Genomic DNA, 20,666 nt, shown 5'->3' with positions numbered 1-20,666 from the left:
GCAATGTGTCTGTGGTTCTCCTCCTCAAAATAAAATGTAAAAAATTATGAAAATTAAATTTATTCTACAGCTATAACTTCAAATCGAATATACAACTTTAGTACCATATTGCAGCGAAGCGTTGAGGAAAATGTCGAATTCCCAGTAGATAAGTGGAATATAAGAAAATCAGAGCATAAAACAAGTGAAATTAAGACAATATAAATGAATGCAACAGATGTCTGAATTTCAAGCGAGAGCGGGGATAAGATGTCGGAAAGATATATTTTGGCATATTTTAAAAGTCCAGAGGAAGCCGAAGGGGTCGCGCGCAAGCTTCGTGCACTTCGGGCCATTGAAGTTTCCATTGATCGCTTCAGTAGATATGGAGGTACCAGCTTTAGCTCAGGGGTAAATCCGGTGACAGGCAATGTGGCCAGAATGGACTCCATGACTGCTGAGCATGCACACACAGGCATACTTGCAGCTGCGGACACCAGCTCTAGCGGGATGAGTCATGGTGGTAACGGTGGTCCAACGGGGAGAGATATTTTGCTTACGGTTATTGTGCATACGGAGTCCTACGATCAGGCTCTGCGCTTAATTGAAGAAGCAGGCGGGATGGTCTGATCAGGCACTTCATTGAGTAAGAAGAAAGGAGACGAACAATGGATAGAGAGAACTCACAAATCTTCTCCAAGACGGAGAAATTGAAAATGTTATACGAAGCTAAAGCAGAGGATGTAGAATTCTCCGCGGCGGAAGCCGATCTTGATGATATTGAAGCTCAGGATCGCGCACAAGAAGCGGACAAACGTCAGCTGAATGAGATTATGAAGAAAGAATAGCAGCTAAAAAAGCTAAGGCGGATACCTCACTTTGTGGGGTATTTTTGCGTTTGGGCATGTATAATTAGGGCGAAGAGCTTAAGTGTGGGGGGAGAAGATGGATAACGTTATTTTGTGGACAGGGTTAGCCTTATTGATCGCATTATTAACCTATTTGAACCAGAAGCAGTTGTACTCTCCAAAAGTAAAACGCGCCTATCGTGAGTTGCGGGAGCTGACAAAGAAGGTTCGTATGGAGCGCTCTGAGGCGAGCGATTTGTATCGATGGGAAGCAGAATTAACCGAACTAGAGAATCATCCGAATGAACTGAATAAATTGGATGCCGAAATTAGGTTTCATCACGCATTTTTGTTATATCTTGAACGTCACTACCCTTCAGACCCAAGGATTATTGGTTTGAAGCAAGCTGACGCATATCAGAAGGATATGGTTTTGGGGATTAAAATAAAAGATTATAAATCCAATAAGTAAGATAATTTTGAATGTGTGTACAATGGGAAAAGGAAAATATTCGTACAGGTCGCAGACAACTGTTGCATGAAGGCGAGGGTAGGCGTGGCTTGCTGCGCCGCAGTCTGGCTGGAGTGCATTTGAAAACGGAGGAACTTCCATACTTTGCTACAAGGGGATTGAGAATGATAGGAATTTGAAAATGAAATTGAGAGTTTGAACCCTAGCTGATATTTGCAGCTGGGGTTTTTGTTATTAGATCAGTAAAAATGAACTGAGTTAGGCAATTTTTTAGCTTATAAGTAAGGTTACCGCTAAGAAGAATTTGGGGGTCTCATAGTCGACGTAGCTGTAGATATTTTTCTGTTGGAATCGGGTAACATTTTCGGCATGTTTGAGGTTGGAAAATGAAATTAGGGAAAACCTCCCTCTATTTTTCTCTAAATGCTCGAAAAAAAGAGATTTTAGGGAAAACCTCCCTGAAAATCCCCTGAAAAGATAGAAAAAGACCTGATTTCATGAGTTTTTGGGGAGTATTTCCCAAAAAGATAGATGAACATTCGAATCTTGCACATCATTAGGGATGTTTACCCTAATTATCATCACTTTCAAGTATATTAACGTCTGCAGAAGTTATAAATTTTTTAAGTAATATAGCTAATATCACACTACAGATTAAGGATGTATAATTGTTCGAATATACTAGCTACGACCAATCAACTATTGAATTTTTTCAGGGGGAATTAGAATGGGGCTGGTACACTCTCAAGGAGTTACTGATGAGCTTGTTGTTAGATCTTTAGAAAGAAATTTAGCTATTATCCGGTTTGACCTTGATCGCCGGGTAGCTTATGTGAATGAAGTTTTTGCAAATTCCATGGGATATAAAAAAGATGAAATGTACGGAATGCATCATAAAGAATTCTGTTTTCCACATTTCGCAGATAGCCCAGGTTACGAACGGTTTTGGCAGGATCTTTTTACAGGGAAGAGTTTTCAGGATAAGATCGAACGAATGGATTCGAAAGGAAATGCGGTTTGGCTTGAAGCCACCTACATGCCAGTGTTTGATGAAAGCAATGAACAAGTCATCGGAGTATCTAAAATAGCAACTAATATCACCCAAAGACAAAACAACATGAGTAATGTTGTGCAACGGATGCAAGAGATGGCAGACAGCTTGAATCAAAGAGCAGATTTAGGTATTGAGCGCAGTCAAGAATTATTACGAAGCATCAACAAAATCGCCGAAGTATCGATAGAAAATACACATACTCTAGCTAATCTTGAAAAGCAAGCTGTAGCGATTCATAGCATCGTGCAAACGATTCGCGATATTGCTTCGCAAACGCAATTATTAGCCCTAAATGCAGCTATTGAAGCAGCTCATGCGGGGGAGTATGGGCGAGGTTTTGACGTAGTGGCAAAAGAAGTAAGAAAATTATCTTCCATGGTACAAGATTCGATCATAAAGGTACGGGATAGTGTGGATGCGATCACGCTGGAAATTGGAAAGATCTCTATAGGAACAAATCAAGTGCAAGAAAATATAGAAGATAGTCAGCAGCAGGTTCTGGTAGCGTTGGAGGATTTTTCGAAGATTGCTTCTTCTGCACAAAATCTCGACACACAAGCGCGCGAGGTTATGGATATCCTTTAATTGTTAATATGTATGTTGATAGATTGAATATCAGCAAAAAAGGGTCGGTCTCCTACTTAAAAGAGATGGACCCTTTTATTGTTGGTATTATCCGATTTTGTTAACAATCAAGGTAGGAATCATATATCTATGATTTGTGATGACTCCGTCTACAGTAACACTAACCTTAGTAACTCCGGTGTCCCCAATCGCCCCATCAGAGCCAGTCCCACCTTTAGCCCCCCCGTCACCCCAGTCGCTCCAGTTGCCCCAGTCGCTCCAGTTGCTCCAGTTGCCTAGGTTGCCCCAGTAGCCCCATCATATCCAAGTAATTCTGATGTAACTAATCGATGTGGGGCTACTAATCTTTCTGCACTGTCTTTACCCCAAAATGAGATTTGGATTGGATGGTCTGGCAAACTAGCAGTTGTGAAAAAAAATTCGAAGGTATCAAAATCCGCAAAAAAATTTTTAGTTATTACCTGATTTGGCATCACATCTAGCAGATCGCCTACATATTGAATTCTTTCTTCATTCATGTAGTAGCCTTCGATCAGAACTGTTGAAGCAATCTGACCGCTACCATTAGCAGTTTTGACAGTGACCTGTTGTGTAAGTCTTGTGTTATTTTCTGAGTTAACATTGTTTTCTATCGGACCAGTAGTTAAAAGAGTCATTGTCCTTCCGCCATTTGCTTCATTCAGATTATTAAGCCTGTTTGATTTTCTCTATGTCTTTAAGAGTAGCGATAGTTTATGCTCAGAAAAACGAACCTTTTCCAAGGATTGGTTGTCATATAGATATCTCAGTCAAGAAAGGAGGGCGTAAAATTTGGAGAGTAACCGGGAGTTATTTGAAACCTACAATAAAGATGTATACCGGACTTGCTACTATATGGTGCATGACGCGGCGGATGCAGAGGATTTGACTCAGGATGTCTTTATTACCGTATTTCGCAGTAATCGTGAGCACGTGGAGCATATCAAGGCTTGGATTATGAAAATAACGGTCAACCATTGCCTCAATCATTTGAAACGAAAACGGACTTTACAACAGAAGATTACGGACAACCTTCATTTCTTTAATAAAACGGCAGAAACAGCTGTGGAGCAGCAGATTGAGCAGCGTGAGACGGAGGTCGAGTGGGCGCAATATATGAGCCAGGTCCCTATCAAACTTAGGATGGTGCTCACACTTAGGTATATGCATGATTTCAGTCTGGCTGAAATTTCGGATCTGCTGTCCATTCCACTTGGAACGACCAAATCTAGGCTGCATAAAGGGCTAACGGTAATGAGGAGAATCCTGCAGGAGGCTGGGGTTCAACTTGAACTAAAGGAGGGCGAAGCTTTTGAAAAAGTTAGAAAATATGCTGGAGCATCGTTTAAATGAAGATAAAGGCGTGCCTTATCCAGATTTTGAACGCATGTGGGGACGTTTAGAGCAAGAAAACAGTACAATGACTCCCCTACAACTTCGTATGGCGAATGGTAGCGGGAACAGAGGGAGAAACTGGAGTAAAATAGCTGTGGTGGCTTCATTTTCAGTACTTATTGCAGCGGCACCCGTATATGCAGCAGTGCATTATGATTGGGATAATTTGCTCCATGGGAGAGGAGGCGTTCAAGCAGCGCTGGCCCAAAATCTCGGACAACAAATGAACCAGTCAGTGACGCAGGATGGAGTAACTCTGAAGCTACATACAGCGATTGTGGATGAGAATCGGACGGTTATCTTATTCACTTTGGATGTAGGAAAACGCTTGGAAAATGAAAATTGGAATGTTAATGGAATGACTTTGAAGGGCGCAGATGGGGCGAATGGTCCTAGTGAGTTCAGTTATGTGTTATGGGATGAGAAAAATCAACATTACAACGGATATTTCGAGAGTGATTGGACACCGAAAAAGGATACTGTGAATGTGCAACTAGTTGCAGATAATCTGCAAGCCTTTAGTACACAGGAGTTAGATTTACCGCTGGATATCCAATCGCAGGAGACACAAAAGTTTCCTATTGGACAGGAAGGAATGCGCAGCATAGAGGTGAAACCTTTTACCCAAGGACAAGAAAAAATATTATTCTCTTCAGCAATCATTTTTGATCAGCCAGAAACAAAAGAATGGGCCTTTCCAAATATAGTGGCTTACAAAAACGGAACGCTCATAAATTCGCTGGCTGGAGGTGCTTTCGGTACACCGGGAGAAAACGGGGAATATACGTCCCAGCAATATTTTAAGGCGGCTGATATTTCCAGTGGAGAAGTGAATTACAAGCTGCAGTACATGAAACAAGAAAAAAAGGTTGAGGGGCCCCTAGCTTTTGATCTTCAATTAAGCAAAAAGCAGATGGAGAGCGGAACCATAAATACCTCATTGAATCTGCCGCTAGAAGAGGGCGAACCTAATTACACGCTGGAGAAAATGGTAGTGACGCCTACTCAAATTCGAATCGCTATTAGAAGTAAAGAGAAAGGCAACAATTTCCCGTATCAAAAGTCTACTCTTGAAGTAGCAGGCAAGACGCTGGAGGGCAATTTCTGGAGATCTCCAGAAGGTGAGCCGGAATTAACAGTGCTTCGTTTTGAGCGGCCAGTTGACCTTGAAATCACAGAAGAGACGCCAATTACCTTTGTTGCTAAATACAAGGTGACTCAGCACGGCAGCTATAAAATTAACAAAGACGAAAAAACACCGCTTCTGTTGACGAATATATCTGATAAGAAACAGACGCTTATCCAGCAGCTTAGCGGATACCCGGTAAAATGGACGTACTATATGCAGGGTGCCGATCTTTATGTAGAGACTGAAAGTGAAGATGCTCGCTTCGGTGGAATTAACCAGACCCATATCGGACTGGGGAAAGAGCGTGTTTTAGGTAAACCTCTGACCGTTAATTTCACTGGGGATGGAAACAATAAGGCCATTGATGTTTACAAGGGTTTCAAAGGTACAGAAGCTTCTATTTATATATTCTTCTATACGACTGACGATCCGGATAAAGAAACAAGAGTGCAGCTGCGGCCATAGAAAATCTTTTTTAGGGAGGAACCTTGTGTTCTTCCCTTTTTTTCGTTTACAGTGAGTAGATGCTGAGTGGACTCAGCGAGGATTAGCGTAAAGGAGAGAAAAGGATGGAAATCACTCGCTGTGCTTGGGTTAATGAGGATCCTTTATATATCGCATACCATGATGAAGAGTGGGGCAAACCTCTGTATGATGACCGGAAGCTGTTTGAATTACTTATGCTCGAAGGCATGCAGGCAGGGTTAAGCTGGTACACCGTCTTAAAAAAACGGGCACATTACAGAGAGGTATTTGATGGATTTGATCCGGAAAAAATTGTGCATTATGATGAGCTGAAAATTGCTGAGCTGATGAACGATCCCGGGATTATTAGAAATCGCTTAAAGATTGATTCTATCATTCGTAATGCAAAAGTATATTTGCAAATTAGTGCGGAAACAGGCAGCTTTTCAGATTATCTCTGGAGCTTTGTGGGGGGCGCGCCTACACTTAACCATTGGAAGACACGTGCGGATGTCCCTGCTTCAACGGCTCAGTCTGACGCAATGAGTAAAGCATTAAAAAAGCGAGGCATGAAGTTTGTCGGCTCTACCATATGTTATGCTTTTATGCAGGCATCGGGGATGGTAGATGATCATTCGCTCGATTGCTTTTGCAGGAACAGCACGGGCATGGCAGAGCGTTGATCTGTAGTTTGGCGTTACCCCAAGAAGAAATGTTATACTATGAAGCGAATGCTCACAAAACTAAGTCTATGCTTACGAAGCCAGTTTTGCACGAAGTCAATCAATGAAGCTAACGCTCACAAAACTAAGCCTATGCTTTCGAAGCCAGTTTTGCACGAAGTTAATCAATGAAGCTAACGCTCACAAAACTTTAGGAGGATCACATAAAGATGTTATGGCATGAAGTGACGATACATACAACAGAAGATGCACAAGAAATGATTTCGAATTTTTTATATGAAGCAGGAGCGGGTGGGGTTTCTATTGAAGAATCCGGAACACTCAGTAAAGAACGGAATACGCGTTACGGTGAATTATACGACCAACCCTTGAATGATATCCCAGAAGGGGAAGCGGTAATCAAAGGTTATTATGCCGATTCCACGGATATGGATGCTGTTATAGAAGAACTGACTCCACGGGTAGCAGAATTGCGTGAGTACGGCATTGATCCGGGCAAATCGCTGATTTCTTGGAAAACCGTAGATGAAGACGAATGGGCGCATGCTTGGAAGCAATATTTTAAACCGCTCAGGGTATCGGAGCGTCTCACGATTAAACCAACTTGGGAGGAATATACACCTGAGAGCCCAGATGAAGCAATCATTGAGCTGGACCCTGGTATGGCATTTGGTACAGGGACTCACCCTACAACAGCTTTGTGCCTGCGTGCGCTCGAGAAGAATATTAGCGGCGGCGAAGAAGTAATCGATGTTGGTACGGGTTCAGGAATATTGGCTGTAGGTGCAATGCTGCTCGGTGCGAAATCCGTGCTGGCGTTAGATTTGGACCCTGTAGCTGTTGAAAGTGCGCGCGAGAATGTAGCACTGAATAAACTTGAAAAGTTCATTACGGTAAAAGAAAGCGACCTGCTCTCCTTGCTAGGCGGTGAAGGTGTAGCTGACACGGCTGCTGGAGAAATGTGGCCATCCGCTAGACCGGGTCACACTCTTGAGGGAACACCTGCGGAGCAAGTAACAGAGGATAGCCTCGGCGTTACACTCCCGGTGAAGATTGTAGTTGCGAATATTTTGGCAGAAATCATCGTATTGTTTACGGATGATGTGTATCGTGCACTTCAGCCAGGAGGCTTGTATATTACCTCTGGTATTTACAAGGATAAAGAAGGGCTTGTGGCTAACGCACTACAAGAGTCCGGATTTGAGATTATGGAAGTATCCCGTGAAGAAGATTGGGTGGCATTTACAGCCGGAAAGAGGTAAAAATGGATATATTGCAAAGTATAATACGTGTAGATCTGGATCAGCTTCCTTTTCTGCTCATTACGATTTTAATTGCTTTTACAGTACATGAATTCAGTCATGCTTATTTCGCAAATAAGTTCGGTGACCCTACCGCTAGATTATTAGGACGTATGACGCTTAACCCTGCTGTACACTTCGATTTTTTTGGTATTTTACTGCTGCTGGTTGCTGGTTTCGGGTGGGCACGTCCAGTTCCTGTAAACCGTGATAACTTTAGCCGCCCCCGTCTGATGGGAGTCATTGTGTCTGCTGCGGGCCCAATCAGTAACCTGTTACTAGGGATTATTGGTGCTTTAATATATGGGTTGCTTGCGGCAACCGGTGTATTAGAGTCGATCTCCAATGATCGCGTTTTAGAGGCAGTGTATCTGTTCTTTGGCACCTTTATTCAATGGAACTTCTTTTTATTCTTGTTCAATCTGATTCCATTGCCTCCGCTGGATGGCTACCGGATTGTGGAGGATATTGCTCCTCGCTCCATTCGGGGCAGATTACAGCAATTTGAGCAATGGGCTGTATTTATCTTTTTATTAATTCTGTTTATTCCAGGGTTACGAACCTATACCATCGATCCTCTTGGCCACTGGGCTAGTGAAATGTCGAGAACATTTGTGCAGCTATTCCTAAGAATGTTTGGCAGCTAAGGTAGGGACTGAAGTCTGGTCAACCCTGCTTAAACATTGTATTATGTAATTTGTTGAAAAATAGGATAGTTAAATTTCGCCTGATCCATAGTTATATTTCTCTAAGAAACGGGTGACGTCTTTATTAAGGCGTCTTTACCGTTTCTTCTTACTGAATTCATGAACAGGATGATGAAGAGATGCAGCGATATTTTGTTACACCGGAGCAGTTTGGTGCAGATAACGTTAGAATTGACGGGGAAGATGCAAGGCATATTGCCAAAGTCATGCGCGGTAAGGTTGGGGACAAGCTTATTGTCAGCGATGGCGTCTCCCGTGAAGCGTTAGTTGAGATTGCTCAGATCGAAATAGGGGAAGTGACAGTGAATATCCTGGAAACCCTGGAGATGACGCATGAACCGCGGATAAAAATCACAGTGGCTCAGAGCTTACCCAAGGCCGATAAGATGGAAACTGTCATTCAAAAGTGTACAGAAATTGGAGCCGTTGGTTTTATTCCTTTTCTGTCGGAGCGCACGATTGTACAATACGATGAACGCAAGGAAAGTAAGCGGCTGGACCGCTGGCGTAAAATTTGTAAAGAAGCTGCCGAGCAGGCACACCGGAACATCGTTCCGGCTGTAGGCTCACCGTTATCCTGGAAGCAGCTGCTACAGACTTTTAGTGAGTATGATGCTGTTTATTTCTGTTATGAAAAAGAAGAAGGCTTGCAGCTTCGCAGCAGTGTTGCCCCTTGGTTATCCTCGCTTTCACCGCAGGCTGGTGGGAAGGTACTGATTGTGGTAGGTCCTGAAGGGGGTTTTACACCAGAGGAATGCCAAAAGGCAGAAGAAGCTGGTGCGGTTTCCGTAGGACTAGGACGGCGTATTCTGCGCTGTGAGACAGCGGGTATGGTTGCCGCTGCTTGTATTTTATATGAATCGGGAGAAATGGGAGGAGCTTAAGAGATGCCATCCGTAGCATTTTATACTTTAGGTTGTAAAGTGAATTTTTATGACACCGAAGCCATCTGGCAGCTATTCAAAAATGAAGGTTACGAGCAGGTCGATTTCGAGGGACCCGCCGATGTATATCTGATTAATACTTGTACTGTAACTAATACAGGTGACAAAAAAAGCCGTCAAATGATTCGTCGTGCCGTTCGCCGCAATCCGGAAGCTATCGTGGCGGTTACTGGCTGCTATGCGCAGACCTCTCCTGGTGAGATTCTTGATATTCCTGGTGTCGATCTTGTTATTGGTAACCAGGACCGCGATCAGATCATGACGCATGTGAAAAACATTGAAGCCTCACGTCAGCCGGTCAACGCTGTTCGTAATATTATGAAGACACGTGAATTCGAAGAGATGGATGTACCTGGCTTTGCGGATCGGACGCGTGCTTTTATGAAGATTCAGGATGGCTGCAACAACTTCTGCACATTCTGCATCATTCCATGGTCGCGTGGACTTTCCCGCAGCCGTGATCCCAAAAGTATCGTAACCCAGGCACATCAATTAGTAGAAGCAGGGTATAAGGAATTTGTGCTCACGGGTATTCATACCGGCGGTTACGGTGATGATCTTGATAATTACCGTCTAGCCGATTTGCTGTGGGATCTAGATAAGGTGGATGGACTGGAGCGGGTACGTATCAGTTCTATCGAAGCTAGCCAGATCGATGAGAAGCTGCTGGAGGTGCTGAACCGTTCCTCTAAAATGTGCCGTCATCTGCATATCCCGCTGCAAGCCGGACATAATGATGTGCTGAAAGCGATGCGCCGTAAATATACGACAGAAGAATATTACGCCAAAATGCAGCTGATCCGTCAGGCGATGCCGGATGTCGGGATTACTACGGATGTTATCGTTGGATTCCCGGGGGAGACCGATGAAATGTTCCGTGCCGGCTACGACTTCATGAAAGCTATTAATTACTCCGAGATGCACGTATTCCCTTACTCCAAGCGGACGGGCACTCCAGCAGCGCGGATGGAGAATCAGATCGACGAAGAAATCAAAAATGTACGCGTGCAGGAATTGATTGATCTTTCGGAAGAAATGCAAATAGCTTATGCTCGCAAATTTGTAGGTCAGACATTAAGTGTTATTCCGGAAAGAGCCGCAAAAGGGGCTCCGGGCCGCAATATCCAGCATGGATTTAGCGACAACTATTTGCAGGTGTTCTTTGATGGAGAAGATTCACTCCAAGGAGAACTTTGTCAGGTGAAGATAACGGAAGCTGGCGTGAACGAATGCCGCGGTGAGTTGGTCGGGGTTAGTCAGACTGGGCTTCAGCAGGCTGTCCGTTAAGCAATAGATATTAGTAAAAGACAACAGAGCAGCCATTTTCCCGTTAGCGGGGAAGGGCTGCTCTGTTTTTAGTTATTGCTGCCTAGACCACCAATTCATAACAATCTCCTGATGCTTTCGGACCCAGATGGCGTTATTTGCATTTTTTTTGCCTTTTATGCTTAGTTTCGGACTCCAGTGCAGCTATTCCTTAGAAAGTGGTTCATAATAGGTGTTTTTCATGACAATAGCGACTATGGTGTCCGTTAGTGTTCCAAAAGTGGGATAATGCTGCGAATGAGGTCAGCTGTGTCCGATAGTGACTTCATACGCGTAGAAGTGGATCAAAAAAACATCCGTAGGATCATGATTGAAACAATCCCCGCCAGTACAGTGCCTAGCAAGCTCCGGGTTTTTATCGCAACCAAAAAAGTAGGCAATGCCGCAAAAAGCTCAATGTTATTAGCTAAAGACGAAAATTTCCCATCATTCAAAAATATCTCCTGACCTATTAATGCTGCCATAACAGAGATAGGAACATAATTTAACCAGCGCATTCCCCATTCTGGCAATTCAAACCGGCTAAGGATCATGAGTGGAACCACCCTGGGAATGAAGGTCACAAAAGCTGCTCCTAGAATGATCAGAAATACATCCCATCTTACTTCCATTTTTCAAACACCATCCCTATCGTTGACGCAATGACTGTAGCGATAATCACTCCAACACTGCTGGAGAATAGGAAGGAGCTTCCTACTGCTATGATCACGGCAAGGATTGCGACAACCAAATCTAGTTTGATTTTATTACGGTCAATCATGGAAATTACAAGAATGCCAATAAACATCGCAGGTAAGGCAAACTGTAAACCGAATTGATCAGGGTCTGAGATCCACTGGGCTAAAAAAGCTCCCGCTACATTCGCAAGAAACCAATTTAAATAAGCGGTGAGATTTAGACCGTGCATCCATTTTTCACTGATTTGCTGCTTATTCAAAGCTTGATTGATGGCAACTCCGAAGGTCTCATCAGTCAATAAAGAACCAACCAGCATATTTCTCAGTGGGGAAAGATGGCGGAAATAAGGTGAAAGAGCTGCACTAAGCAAAATATGGCGAAGATTCACGATAAATATCGTAATAATAATGGCCGCAGGCGAGCTGCTAACAGCTATCATTCCAGCAGCTATAAACTGAGCTGAGCCCGCGTAAAGAATCAAGCTGATTAAGGCAATCTCAGCAATGCTGAGCCCGGCTGTCTTTTGAACAACACCTGCTGCAAGTCCGATGCTTAAGTAGCCTAGTAGTGTGGGAATACAATCTTTTACCCCTTTAAGGAAGCTATCTTCCTGTTTAGGAGACGGGATTGCTTCTAGTTGGACGTTCTCTGCACTCATCGTAGCCCCCTTGTTTCAAGAAAGAATGTAGTAGTTAGCATATTACTTCCTAATATTTTGATCAACCTTTACCGTATTATCTAGTCTGAAAGTCCCGAATTTCGCTTTATAGAGCCAGGGGGTAAACACTTAGGGTACAATTGTCGATATAAGTAAAAGAGTGTGGGGATAAACCACCGAACGACATTATAGCCTAAGGGAGAGAACAAATGACTGTGTACAGGAAAATGACGAAAATGCTCCTCATCATGATATTGTTAGCTACTGCGGTTTTTCCGGTAAGTGTCTTTGCAGCGACCGGCGATATCAACTCGATTGAATTCGAAAGCTCCGCTAAAGTAGAGCTTACGGTTGGACAAACGCCAAAGCAACTTAAGGTATATGCGAATGTGGAAGGGTCCTCATCTAAAAGAGATGTGACAGGTGCAGTTGTATGGAATTCTTCTAACACAAACGCTGTAAAGGTAGTAAATGGCCTTTTGACTCCGATTGACAGCGGAAAAGCTATTATTACAGCGACTTATAATCATGCACTTGCTACCATTGAAGTTGAGGTAGCCCATCCTGTTAAAGAACTGAAGCTCGAATATAGTTCTGAAGGGAACTACAAATTGGGTGATGATGAGGATAAACTGCTGGTCAAAGCCAATGCGATTGGTGGAGAAACAGCGACTTCTGCTAAGGATGTAACGGCTGATACTACTTGGAGCAGCTCCAACACAAGCGTGTTGACCATTGCAGAAGGTAAGATCACTTTGGCTGGTGAAGGTACAGCAACGATCACTGCCAAATACAAGACCTTAACAGCAACCTTTAAGGCTGTAGTGAAATTGCCTTATTCTGAAATTGAGCTTAAACATGACGACAAAATCGTTAAAGAACTAGAGATGCTAGTCGGAGATGCACCTTTGAAGTTGGTTGCAGAGACTAAAGAAACTACAAAATCCAGCGCAAATGATATTTCAGAGAAAGCGGAATGGTCCTCTTCTAGTGCTAGTGTAGCTACAGTAGACAAAGGCGAGATCAAAGTGTTGTCTGCTGGTAAAGCTGTAATTACAGTGTCCTATCTGGGGATTACACAAACAGTAGACGTATATGTACGTGCTCCTTATGAAGCGCTACTACTTACTCCTACAGGAGATCAATTCCTGTTTATGGGCGAAACCCTGAACGTTAAGGCTGAGGTTCGCGATGCTGCGAATTCTACTCCGAACATTTCAGGCAGCGCAGTATGGACTTCGGATAATCAATTGGCGGCAACCGTTACGCCTGGTAGCGATACTGCGGCAGTGACTGCTAAAGCAGTGGGAACTTCGGTTATTAAAGCAGAGTACAGAGGAATTAATAAAAGCTTTAAGCTGACAGTTTATCCTACGATCACAGAATTGGCAGCCGACAAGACGGAATTGGAGCTTTACACAGATGACACCGTAAGCCTTCCAAAAGTAAATGGTACAAAGCTTGACGGTACAAAGCTAGATCTTAGCAGTGATATTGAGTGGACCTCTGCGGATGATGAGATTGCCACCATTAAAGACGGCAAGATTGTAGCTGAATCGGCAGGTATTGTGAAGGTTATCGGTAAAATAAAATCAGAAAACCCAACGACTTCAAAAACTGCTGTAAGAGAAAAAAGTGTTGAAGTAAAGGTTACAGTGAAAGATAAAGTCCTTGTCTTGCTTGGACCAGAAGAAAATCTGGTGATTGTTACTGGTGAAGAGAAGGCTGTTCCTGAAGTAAAAGCTGTGATGGAAAACGGCAGTGAACTTGATGCTACTGGAACTATGGAATGGGAGCTTACCGGTACGAATGCGATTATCAAGACAACAACTTCCGGTAAGGTAATCAAAGGACTGGTGAAGGGTTCTGCTACTTTAAAGGGAACTTACGCTAATAAAACCATCAGTATCCCAGTTACCATTGAACAAAAGGTTACTAAGCTAGTTGTAGAACCTACTGCTATCGAAATGAACATTAAAGGCTCTAAAGCGATAAAGGTAACGGCTTATTATTCTAATGGTAAGACAGGGAATGTCTCCAGCAGTATGAATTGGGAGTCCTCAAACGAGGCGGTTGCTACAGTTAAAGCTACAACCGTTAAAGCAGTAACAGAAGGTACTGCTACGTTGACAGGATCTTACCAAGGGATTGCTGCTAGTGTCAAAATTACTGTAGTTCCTAAATTAACAAAGCTGACCGTTAATGAAAGCAGACTGAAAATGGCTCCGGGAGCCGTTCAGAATGTAGTCGTGACTGCACAGTATGATACTGGTAAGACTGCTGTTGTTACTGGAAGTGCGGTGGTATGGACCAGCTCCAAGCCTTCTGTAGCGAGAGTATCTGCAAGTGGTCAGATTGTAGCTGTGAGTAAAGGAACGACATCCATTAAAGGAAAGCTAGGCGGCAAAACAGTTACAGTATCAGTGACAGTGAAGTAATAGAGAATAAGATCTGAATTATCAACTATGAATCTGCAAAGCCAACATTATGTTGCTTTGCAGATTTTTTTATTTAGATTCTATAGTAATTCCGACTATTCCGATGTATAATCACTTAAAACATAATAGATGCGTTGGGGGAGATGAAAACATGGCAAAACAAAAGGTGTTGTCGATCAAGACGATTGTAGCGATTGGTATTGGTTCTGCTTTATTCGTTATATTGGGGAGATTCGGCTCGATTCCTACGGGTATTCCAAACACTAACATCGAGACTACATACGCATTACTGGCATTGTTCTCCCTATTGTACGGCCCGTTTGCCGGATTATTTATAGGCCTGATCGGGCATACCCTGAAGGATACGATATCTTATGGATCGCCATGGTTCAGTTGGGTCATATCATCAGGAATTGTAGGGCTGGTTATTGGCTTGTTAGTAGCTAGAATCGCTATTCATGACGGGGAATTCGGACGGAAGGAAATAATACGCTTTAATTTGGCTCAGATTGCAGCGAATGCTGTAGCTTGGTTCCTTGTAGCCCCAGTGTTGGATATTCTGATCTATGCAGAACCCGCTAATAAAGTATTTACGCAAGGACTGACCGCAGGTGCATTAAATATAGCTTCGGTGGCAGTGATCGGATCTTTACTAGCCATTGCGTATGCTAAGACAAGAACGAAACAGGGCAGCTTGACTAGAGAAGCTTGAGTGGAATACATATCCAAGCTAAAAAGCCGGTGGAAATCACCGGCTTTTTTCTCTTCACATTAACCCAGAGGAAGGTCTCAGATGAAAAAAGTAATGATTGAATTTAAGGATTTCAGCTTTCAATATCGGGCGCAGCAGGAACCCACACTACAGGGGATTAACTTAACGATTGTTGAAGGGGAGAAGGTGCTTATCGTGGGACCCTCAGGTTCTGGGAAAAGTACACTGGCTCATTGCATTAATGGTCTCATCCCTTTTGCTTACAGAGGGGAAATATCAGGTTCATTACGGGTTATAGGCCAGGAGCAGAAGGATCTGAGTATCGCAGAGCTGTCCAATCAGGTAGGTACCGTATTGCAGGACCCGGATGGACAATTTGTAGGATTAACGGTTGGTGAGGATATCGCCTTCAGTCTAGAGAACCATGTGGTTCAGCAGACAGAAATGAAGAGCAAAGTGGCGGCTGCCGCAAGAGCGGTGGATATCCACGACTTTCTGGCCTCTTCTCCTCAGGAGTTATCGGGTGGACAAAAGCAAAAAACGTCCTTGGCAGGTGTTCTGGTAGGTGATGTGGACATCCTGCTCTTTGATGAACCGCTGGCAAGCTTAGATCCTTATACAGGTACAAAAGCGATTGAGCTTATTGATCGAGTGCATAAAGAGACAGGTAAAACCGTTATTATGATCGAGCATCGTCTTGAAGAGGTGCTGCATCGGGCGGTGGATCGTATTATTGTGATCCATGAAGGACGTATTGCGGCGGATATGCCGGCTGCAGAGCTGTTGAGCACAACGTTGCTTTCAGAAGTTGGCATTCGGGAACCTCTCTATTTAACGGCTTTGAAGTATGCCGGATGTTCGATTACAGCAAATATGAATCCGCAGCATGTGAACGATATTCAGTTGGAGGCGTGTTCTAATAAACTTAAGATTTGGTATGAGTGCAATCAGTCACGCCAGGATAAGCTGGAGAACCCACCCATCCTTGAGCTAAGAGATATTTCTTTTGGATACGAAAAAAATCAGCAGGTGCTGGATAAGCTCAATCTCTGTATTCATAAAGGAGAGATGGTCTGTATAGCGGGGCGAAATGGAGCTGGGAAATCTACAGTTTCTAAGCTCATTTGTGGCTTCTATAAGCCTTCTTCCGGATCGATACGGATGCATGGGCGTGATATTGCTCAGGACACGATTAAGGAGCGGGCAGAGCGGATTGGTTTTGTTATGCAAAATCCCAATCATATGATTTCTAAGACACTTTTATATGATGAGGTTGCCCTAGGACTAAGACTCCGAGGTTGCCCTGAGGAGCTCGTTCGTGAACGCGTCCATCAAGTCTTGAAGGTGTGCGGACTTTATGTTTTTCGCAGCTGGCCGATCTCGGCGCTCAGTTACGGCCAGAAGAAACGGGTCACGATTGCCGCCATTCTGGTACTGGAGCCGGAAGTGATCATTTTGGATGAACCGACTGCTGCTCAGGATTACAGGCATTATAACGAAATGATGGAGTTTCTCTTGACGCTGCGGGGGCAGGGGATGACGGTCATTATGATTACGCATGATATGCACTTGATGCTGGAATATGCCGATAGAGCTATAGTGTTAGCTGATGGCGTGAAGCTTGCGGATGATAGCCCTGAGCGAATATTAACGAATACTGATGTGGTGAAAAAAGCGAACTTGAAAGAAACCTCGCTTTTTGCCCTAGCTATAAAAGCTGGATTGAAACAACCGGAGGAGTTCGTTAGAAGGTTCATTGCGTATGATAGGAGGAGCCGAGGCGGATGAAGGCCAAAATGTTAACTTTTACGAAGCAGGATTCACCTATTCACCGTCTTACCGGCGCTACGAAGTTGATTTTATTTGTAGTGTGGTCTGTGACGGGGATGATTACATATGATACAAGATGTCTAATTGTGATGCTGTTATTTAGTTTGCTTGCCTTTAGAATTTCCAAAGTTCAATTTCAGGATTATGCTTTCGTATTATATTTCATCTTGATTTTCTTTTTGCTTAATCATATAGCTATCTTTATCTTTTCTCCTTTGGAGGGCGTACGTGTTTACGGGACACGTCATGATATTATGCATATTGCAGGCCGGTATAAGGTAACTTGGGAGCAGCTATTTTATCAATTCAATATTGCCCTGAAATATGCGGTGGTCATTCCTATGGCATTATTATTTCTTCTAACGACCAATCCCAGTGAATTTGCAGCATCCTTAAATAGAGTTGGAGTGAACTATAAAATTGCATATTCTGTATCGCTGGCACTGCGGTACATTCCGGATATTCAACGAGATCATGAGAATATATCGTTCTCTGCTCAAGCAAGGGGAATAGATATTTCTAGAAAAGAAAAGCTGCCTAAGCGGCTAAAAAATATCATTTCGATTCTGATGCCCCTAATTCTGACTAGTATCGAGCGGATTGAAAATATCAGTACCGCTATGGAGCTGCGCGGCTTTGGCACTGAGACCAAACGAACTTGGTATAGCCGTCGCCCGTTCACGAGAGACGATTATTTTGCACTGGCTTTGTTTGCGCTGATTGGAATTTTCTCGACGGTGATCACTTTTTACGACGGTTCGCGGTTTTATAATATTTTCGATTGAAGTATAATAGTACAGTTGTGGAAAACTGGGATTATAATAAACGGCACCTTTTTGTTAAGACTGAAGACGTTTCTCCAGTTTTGACCATATAGGCAGGTAGCATAATGGCAGTGCTAGAAGTGAGCAGACTACGTTGAAAATGGTCTGGGCGTGGGCGATTTGTGAAGCAGGGCCTCCACCAATCCATGCAGCACTTGCTTGTAGCAGCCCGATCATGGGCAAGAATAATAGTGCACCACCTACATTAAGCGCAACATGGGACCAAGCGACGAAGACGCCGGATGGCGTGCCGCCGATGGAAGCGATGACCGCTGTAACACAGGTGCCCACGTTGGCGCCCAGCACAATGGCTATACCTAGCTCAGGCGGCATGGCACCCGAGGCGGCAATGCTCATAGCCATAGCTATGACAGCAGCGCTGCTATGGAGCATGGCTGTTAGGCACGCTCCAGCGGCGAGCCCCCATAAGGCACTAGTAGCGGCATGGTTTAGGAACCAGAGGAATAAGCCACTTTCCTGAAGTATTCCGCCGATAGACTGCATGATAGCGATGCCCCATAGGACGAGGGCGAAGCCTGATACAGCCAGACTGATAAATTGCAGCGGCGGGGATATTTTGTGGCAGAGCTCTGCCACTCGTGATGTAGGCGGCAGTTCGCCTGCAATAACTGCCGCTGCCCACAGACTGAGCGAGGCTGCCAGCAAGGGCGTGGCCATGGTATTGATCTGAAGTCCGATCAATTCTGTAGTTAATGTGGTGCCGATGTTGCTGCCCAGGATAATGCCAAGTGTGCGGGCATAGGTAAGCAGGCCGGCATTGACCATGCCGATAGTCAACACCGTTACAGCAGTACTGCTCTGGAGTAAGGCGGACAACAGGCTGCTGGCAATCATTCCTTTAATAGGTGTTGAGGTAGCTCTATTTAGGCTTGTAGTTAATAGAGGGCCTGCTAGCTTGGACAACGCCGTTTCCATCAGCTTCATGCCGGCTAGAAAGATAACAAGACCATATATGATAGGGAACAGCAAATCACTGAACATAGGGCATACTCCTTTGGACGAGGGTTGTACACCAATATATGAATGTATTGCATGGGACATGTATAAAAACATTTTTAGAAAAACAGGGAGTTGAAGTCATTGCCATCGGTTATTTTAGAACGCAATCGCAAAAAAAGACTGGAACAGGGCCATCCGTGGGTCTATGCAGGTGAAGTCGCATCGGTAGAAGGAAATCCGGAAGCGGGGGGATTAGTAGATGTCCTTAATCATCAGGGCCGATTTTTGGCCGTAGGATATTACAATCCAGCGTCACAAATTCGGGTAAGAATTGTATCGCAGGGACCCCTTGCGATCATGGATACAGCCTTTTTTGCAGAACGGTTTGCGAATTGTCTGCAACACAGAAATCGTTTCCTTCCGGGTGCGGATGCTTATCGCTTGGTTTATGGTGAAGCGGACTTTTTGCCGGGGCTTATTGTAGATCGATTCGGAGATATTTTGGTTGTGCAGCTGCTTACCCTCGGAATGGACAAGCGGCGTGCAGAAATCGTCGAAGCATTGGTGCAGGTTATGGCACCGCGCGGAATCTATGAGCGCAGTGATGTTAGTGTGCGCGAGCTTGAAGGTATGGAGCAGACAACGGGTGTGCTGTACGGGGAATGTCCAAGGCATGTAACCGTGAGCGAGAATGGCCTGAAGCTGGTCGTTGATATTGAAGAGGGCCAGAAGACAGGTTACTTCTTTGACCAACGTGAGAATAGAGCTTCCATTGCTCCGCTCATGAAAGGCTGGGGAGGACGAAGCGGCATTACGCTACAGGAAATTGAAACTGAGGATGGTTCACTACAGACCTTACCAGTTAATAAGAGCGGCAAACATGTAACGTTCCCTTATTGGGACGGTGCCACAGTGCTGGAATGCTTCTCGCATACGGGCAGCTTCACGCTGCATGCCTGCAAGTATGGCGCGAAAAAAGTAACCTGCCTTGATGTTTCAGCACACGCCATTGAGAGTGCCAAAGTGAATGTGGAGCTGAACGGCTTTAGCGATCGTGTTGAATTCGTAGTGGATGATGCTTTTGCATATCTACGGAATCAGGTTAAAGGACTAGAGGAACGTTCTGAACGGGCGACAGTTGCCAGTGGAACAGATACGGCAGCAGCTGCTACAAATCCTAAATCCGGAGGCAAAACAGCCAAAACCGACACATCCAAGCCGATGACGGCAGGTGGAGGAAGAACTTGGGATGTAGTCATCTTGGACCCTCCGGCGTTTGCCAAAACCAAAAGTGCAGTAGCTGGCGCTTGCCGTGGTTACAAGGATATCAATCTGCACGGGATGAAGCTGGTGAACGAAGGCGGCTATTTGGTTACCGCAAGCTGTTCTTACCATATGCAGCCAGATCTGTTCCTCGAAACGATTGCCGATGCAGCTAAAGATGCTGGCAAGGTGTTGAGACTTGTAGAATGGCGGGCCGCAGGCAAAGACCATCCACAAATACTTGGCGTTAACGAAGGACACTATCTGAAGTTTGCGATTTTTGAAGTGCGGAGTAAAAAATAAGCCTGAAGGTCAAAAAGGTTTACAGTGCCAAGTAACAAATAAGATAAAAGGGCTGGTCGTAGGGTGGCCGTGAGTCGACTGTAAGGCAAGGAGT

Annotated in this window: 20 protein-coding genes; 16 read left to right on the top strand and 4 right to left on the bottom strand. The window is 44.3% G+C overall.

Annotated elements, in window-relative coordinates; translation table 11 throughout:
* The first annotated feature begins 249 nt into the window (after positions 1 to 249).
* The 4 genes from MHB37_RS24780 to MHB37_RS24765 all read left to right on the top strand — a co-directional run bounded on the left by MHB37_RS24780 (position 250) and on the right by MHB37_RS24765 (position 2,938).
* Positions 250 to 609, top strand: coding sequence for a hypothetical protein (locus MHB37_RS24780; protein WP_036683926.1), 360 nt, complete (start codon positions 250 to 252; stop codon positions 607 to 609).
* 38 nt (positions 610 to 647) lie between these two features.
* Entirely contained in the window at positions 648 to 827 is a 180-nt protein-coding gene (locus tag MHB37_RS24775) for a YfhD family protein (RefSeq protein ID WP_036683923.1), read from the top strand.
* 97 nt (positions 828 to 924) lie between these two features.
* Positions 925 to 1,299, top strand: a complete 375-nt coding sequence (locus tag MHB37_RS24770) for a hypothetical protein (protein ID WP_076128956.1) — start codon at positions 925 to 927, stop codon at positions 1,297 to 1,299.
* Positions 1,300 to 2,026: 727 nt separating this feature from the next.
* Entirely contained in the window at positions 2,027 to 2,938 is a 912-nt protein-coding gene (locus tag MHB37_RS24765) for a methyl-accepting chemotaxis protein (RefSeq protein ID WP_076310171.1), read from the top strand.
* Between the two features lie 275 nt (positions 2,939 to 3,213).
* On the opposite strand, the gene MHB37_RS24760 is transcribed toward MHB37_RS24765, so the two are convergent.
* The gene (locus tag MHB37_RS24760) at positions 3,214 to 3,594 is read right to left on the bottom strand and encodes a hypothetical protein (RefSeq protein WP_405168639.1); all 381 of its coding nucleotides are present in this window, start codon (positions 3,592 to 3,594) and stop codon (positions 3,214 to 3,216) included.
* A gap of 154 nt (positions 3,595 to 3,748) precedes the next feature.
* On the opposite strand from MHB37_RS24760, the gene MHB37_RS24755 reads away from it, so the two are divergent.
* From MHB37_RS24755 to mtaB, 7 genes are all read left to right on the top strand, one after another.
* Positions 3,749 to 4,309: an RNA polymerase sigma factor gene (locus tag MHB37_RS24755; protein WP_076128962.1), complete on the top strand. Its 561-nt coding sequence runs from the start codon at positions 3,749 to 3,751 to the stop codon at positions 4,307 to 4,309.
* Entirely contained in the window at positions 4,269 to 5,945 is a 1,677-nt protein-coding gene (locus MHB37_RS24750; RefSeq protein WP_405168638.1) for a DUF4179 domain-containing protein, read from the top strand. Before MHB37_RS24755 ends, MHB37_RS24750 begins: the two co-directional genes overlap by 41 nt.
* A 104-nt stretch (positions 5,946 to 6,049) precedes the next feature.
* Positions 6,050 to 6,628 (top strand): DNA-3-methyladenine glycosylase I, encoded by a 579-nt coding sequence (locus MHB37_RS24745; RefSeq protein WP_076192116.1) that lies wholly within the window; start codon positions 6,050 to 6,052, stop codon positions 6,626 to 6,628.
* Between the two features lie 209 nt (positions 6,629 to 6,837).
* The gene (gene prmA / locus MHB37_RS24740) at positions 6,838 to 7,890 is read left to right on the top strand and encodes a 50S ribosomal protein L11 methyltransferase (protein ID WP_036683907.1); all 1,053 of its coding nucleotides are present in this window, start codon (positions 6,838 to 6,840) and stop codon (positions 7,888 to 7,890) included.
* Positions 7,891 to 7,892: 2 nt separating this feature from the next.
* On the top strand, positions 7,893 to 8,576 hold the full coding sequence (locus tag MHB37_RS24735; protein ID WP_405168637.1) for a site-2 protease family protein: 684 nt from the start codon (positions 7,893 to 7,895) through the stop codon (positions 8,574 to 8,576).
* 179 nt (positions 8,577 to 8,755) lie between these two features.
* Positions 8,756 to 9,520, top strand: a complete 765-nt coding sequence (locus tag MHB37_RS24730) for a 16S rRNA (uracil(1498)-N(3))-methyltransferase (protein ID WP_076185272.1) — start codon at positions 8,756 to 8,758, stop codon at positions 9,518 to 9,520.
* Between the two features lie 3 nt (positions 9,521 to 9,523).
* Positions 9,524 to 10,867 (top strand): tRNA (N(6)-L-threonylcarbamoyladenosine(37)-C(2))-methylthiotransferase MtaB, encoded by a 1,344-nt coding sequence (gene mtaB, locus MHB37_RS24725; RefSeq protein ID WP_076128970.1) that lies wholly within the window; start codon positions 9,524 to 9,526, stop codon positions 10,865 to 10,867.
* Positions 10,868 to 11,190: 323 nt separating this feature from the next.
* Here the strand turns inward: mtaB and MHB37_RS24720 are convergent, their stop codons facing one another.
* The gene (locus MHB37_RS24720) at positions 11,191 to 11,517 is read right to left on the bottom strand and encodes an AzlD domain-containing protein (RefSeq protein ID WP_036683900.1); all 327 of its coding nucleotides are present in this window, start codon (positions 11,515 to 11,517) and stop codon (positions 11,191 to 11,193) included.
* A complete protein-coding gene (locus MHB37_RS24715) occupies positions 11,508 to 12,242 on the bottom strand; it encodes an AzlC family ABC transporter permease (protein WP_036683898.1) in 735 nt (244 codons plus the stop codon). Before MHB37_RS24715 ends, MHB37_RS24720 begins: the two co-directional genes overlap by 10 nt.
* Positions 12,243 to 12,451: 209 nt before the next feature.
* Between MHB37_RS24715 and MHB37_RS24710 the strand changes: the two genes are divergently transcribed.
* From MHB37_RS24710 to MHB37_RS24695, 4 genes are all read left to right on the top strand, one after another.
* Positions 12,452 to 14,680, top strand: coding sequence for an Ig domain-containing protein (locus MHB37_RS24710; RefSeq protein WP_405168636.1), 2,229 nt, complete (start codon positions 12,452 to 12,454; stop codon positions 14,678 to 14,680).
* Positions 14,681 to 14,831: 151 nt separating this feature from the next.
* Complete coding sequence (locus MHB37_RS24705) at positions 14,832 to 15,392, top strand: ECF-type riboflavin transporter substrate-binding protein (RefSeq protein ID WP_405168635.1); 561 nt, start codon at positions 14,832 to 14,834, stop codon at positions 15,390 to 15,392.
* Positions 15,393 to 15,473: 81 nt separating this feature from the next.
* Positions 15,474 to 17,180 carry an ABC transporter ATP-binding protein gene (locus tag MHB37_RS24700; RefSeq protein WP_405168634.1) on the top strand — a complete coding sequence of 569 codons (1,707 nt, stop codon included), beginning with the start codon at positions 15,474 to 15,476 and terminating at the stop codon, positions 17,178 to 17,180.
* The gene (locus MHB37_RS24695) at positions 17,177 to 18,007 is read left to right on the top strand and encodes an energy-coupling factor transporter transmembrane component T family protein (protein ID WP_405168633.1); all 831 of its coding nucleotides are present in this window, start codon (positions 17,177 to 17,179) and stop codon (positions 18,005 to 18,007) included. The genes MHB37_RS24700 and MHB37_RS24695 overlap by 4 nt, the downstream gene beginning before the upstream one ends.
* A gap of 54 nt (positions 18,008 to 18,061) precedes the next feature.
* Here MHB37_RS24695 and MHB37_RS24690 read toward each other — a convergent pair whose 3' ends face one another.
* Complete coding sequence (locus MHB37_RS24690) at positions 18,062 to 19,048, bottom strand: Na/Pi cotransporter family protein (RefSeq protein ID WP_405168632.1); 987 nt, start codon at positions 19,046 to 19,048, stop codon at positions 18,062 to 18,064.
* A 99-nt stretch (positions 19,049 to 19,147) separates the two neighbouring features.
* Between MHB37_RS24690 and MHB37_RS24685 the strand changes: the two genes are divergently transcribed.
* Complete coding sequence (locus tag MHB37_RS24685) at positions 19,148 to 20,572, top strand: class I SAM-dependent rRNA methyltransferase (protein ID WP_076281218.1); 1,425 nt, start codon at positions 19,148 to 19,150, stop codon at positions 20,570 to 20,572.
* The last annotated feature ends 94 nt before the right edge of the window (positions 20,573 to 20,666 follow it).

It is taken from the genome of Paenibacillus sp. FSL H3-0286 (assembly GCF_045040705.1).
Taxonomy (GTDB): domain Bacteria; phylum Bacillota; class Bacilli; order Paenibacillales; family Paenibacillaceae; genus Paenibacillus_AQ; species Paenibacillus_AQ odorifer.
The sequence above is the reverse complement of the archived record's forward strand: the minus strand, read 5'-3'. Positions and strand labels throughout refer to the sequence as shown.